Origin of the sequence: Longimicrobium sp. (genome assembly GCF_048594345.1) — a bacterium.
In the GTDB taxonomy this organism is placed as follows: Bacteria; Gemmatimonadota; Gemmatimonadetes; order Longimicrobiales; family Longimicrobiaceae; genus Longimicrobium.
In genome coordinates this window covers 1-2,477 of record NZ_JBMDXM010000110.1, presented here as the reverse complement: position 1 = coordinate 2,477, position 2,477 = coordinate 1, and the positions used below count along the sequence as shown (strand labels likewise).

General features: G+C 69.2%; 2 protein-coding genes. Both read right to left on the bottom strand.

The window, feature by feature from the left end; all coding sequences use genetic code 11:
• Positions 1-265: 265 nt before the first annotated feature.
• A complete protein-coding gene (locus ACOJUJ_RS12180) occupies positions 266-400 on the bottom strand; it encodes a hypothetical protein (RefSeq protein WP_420127150.1) in 135 nt (44 codons plus the stop codon).
• A 46-nt stretch (positions 401-446) separates the two neighbouring features.
• Positions 447-2,075 carry a peptidase dimerization domain-containing protein gene (locus ACOJUJ_RS12175; protein WP_420127151.1) on the bottom strand — a complete coding sequence of 543 codons (1,629 nt, stop codon included), beginning with the start codon at positions 2,073-2,075 and terminating at the stop codon, positions 447-449.
• Between the last annotated feature and the right edge of the window lie 402 nt (positions 2,076-2,477).

Genomic DNA, 2,477 nt, shown 5'->3' with positions numbered 1-2,477 from the left:
GGGGCGGGGGGGGGGGCGCCTGTGTCGCCCCCCCCCCCCCCCCGCGTCCATGCGTGGTCCGTATTCGTTCGCGAACGTCAGCTCAGAACACGCAGCCGGCGCGGCGTGGGAGGCGATGACCAGGGCGTCGCCGTCGCGGCGGGGCGGGGCGCAGCGGCCCAGCACGTCGGCGCCCAGCTCTGCGGCGGCGATGCGCGTTTCGGCGGCGGTGGTGTCGTTGTTCAGCGCCACTACGGTGGCCCCAGGGCGGTAAACGTATTGCTGGTCAGCGCAGCTCGCCGCGCTGGGCGCGCAGCCGCAGCAGCGTCTGCACGTGGGCAAAGGTGGCCGGCTCCTCGGCTGTGCGCCCCGACGTCTGGAAGGCGTTGCGCGGGTCGCCGGGGATGCACGCCATGGCCATGCGGCGCGCCGGGGATGCCGCGCGTCAAAGCCCCGGACCGCCCCGCTCAGTCCTGCTGAGGCTCCGGCACGCGCACCGTCGGGTACGAAATGCCGAGCTGCTCCAGATACGTCCGGTACCGCCTGGAATCGTAGTAGTACCTTCGCATCTCCGGCCGGTAGCGCTGCATGATCTGCGCGTTCATCTCTGTGGGCGGCTGATCGCCGGGGCGGATCAGCGGCTCGTACTTGATATCGCGGGTCTGCACGTTGCGGAAGTAGCTCCACGCGCTGTCCACCAGCTCGGGCCGCGTGAACAGGTCCAGCAGCGTCATCGCGGTGGCCTTTGCCCCGGCCGTGGAGCCCTTGTGGGCGATGGGCGTGGCCATGGCCACGGCGTTGGCCCAGTGGTGGCCCGGCAGGTTGGGGATGTTGGCCGGATAGCGCAGGGTTATGGTGGGCACCACCCACGAGATGTCGCCGATGTCGTCTGAGCCCCCGCCGCGGTTCTGCGCGGGCGGCACCCCGCTGTCGATCTTCGCCAGGGCAGTATCCAGCCCCGGCGTGCTGTCGTTCCCCAGCTCCCGCTGCAGGGCCCGCGCGAGCGTCTGGTCCGCCTCATCCCATTGGGGGAGGCCCACCCGGCGGATGTTGTCGTACATCGCCAGCGCGACCGGGCGGTTGAAGTGCCTGGGCCACGCGGCGCCCAGCACCTGCACCGTGTCCAGCGTGGTCCCCGTCATCAGCGTGGCCCCCTGGGCGATCTGGTTGCCGATCTCCCACAGCTCCCTGATGCGCGGATACTCGACCTCGCGGAAGTAGTACCACACCGCGGCCGTCCGCGGCACCACGTTGGGCTGGTCGCCGCCCTCCGTGATCACGTAGTGCGAGCGATGCGGAAGCCGCAGGTGCTCGCGGCGGTAGTTCCACCCCGCGTTCATCAGCTCTACCGCGTCAAGCGCGCTGCGCCCGCGCCACGGCGCCCCCGCGGAGTGCGCCGTCTCCCCCGTAAAGCGGTACAGCACGCTCACCAGCCCGGTGCCGTCCGAAGGGCCGTACGAGACGCCGAGATTGCTGCCGACGTGGGTGAAGATGGTCACGTCCACGTCGCGAAAGAACCCGTCGCGGACGAACCATGCTTTCGCCGCGACCAGCTCCTCGGCCACCCCGGGCCAGATGCGGATGGTTCCGCCGATCCTCTCGCGCTCCATCACCTTCTTTGTCGCAATCGCGGCGGTGATGACCACGGGAAGCCCGGAGTTGTGCCCCTCCCCGTGCCCCGGGGCGCCCTCCACCAGCGGAGCGTGGTACGCAACCCCCGGCTTCTGTGAAGCCTGGGGAATCCCGTCCAGGTCCGACCCCAGCGCGATCACCGGCTTGCCGCTCCCCCAGGTGGCCATCCACGCGGTGGGGATCCCCGCGATCCCCTCCTGCACCGTGAAGCCGTTGCGCCGCAGTATGCCCACCAGGTAGCGGGAGCTTTCGCTCTCCTGGAACCCGAGCTCCCCGTACGAGAAGACCTGGTCGACCATCTGCTGCGTGAACTCGTGCATTCCGTCGATCTCGCGGGCGATCTCGTCCTTGAGCGCGGCGAGCCGCGCGGAATCCACCGGGACGGGCTGCCGCTGTGCGGAAATGCCGGTGGAGGACAGCGCGACGGCCAGAACGACCGTGCCCATCCGAAGGAGCAGGCGCATGATGTGCCCGGGGCGGGGGGTGAAAGGGACGACGCGCTGACGGCGAAGCTCGGGCTTCATGGGGGTCGTTTCCAGAGATGCGGGATGGATCGAGCGGCCGTCGCTGCTCGAGCGTCCCGCAATCTGTGCACGTGCCGCCCCGTCCGACAGGGCGGGGCGGCCGTGCCGTCCGTGTCGCCAGGGCGTGTGCGCGGCCCACGCCGCTGAGCGCGAGGCGCAGGTTCTCTCAGAAGGTGTTATGAACTCTGTGCATGAAGAACAGTCATCCTTGTGTGTTGACGATGTGCTAAGTTCACCTTCGTAGGGTCAACTCGTTCATCCTGTGGTTGACCAAACCGTCCCTCAGCCTGGGTGGCCCTACGGAAGGCGGTCGCAAGAGCTCGAACAGTTGGGTGGTCAAAG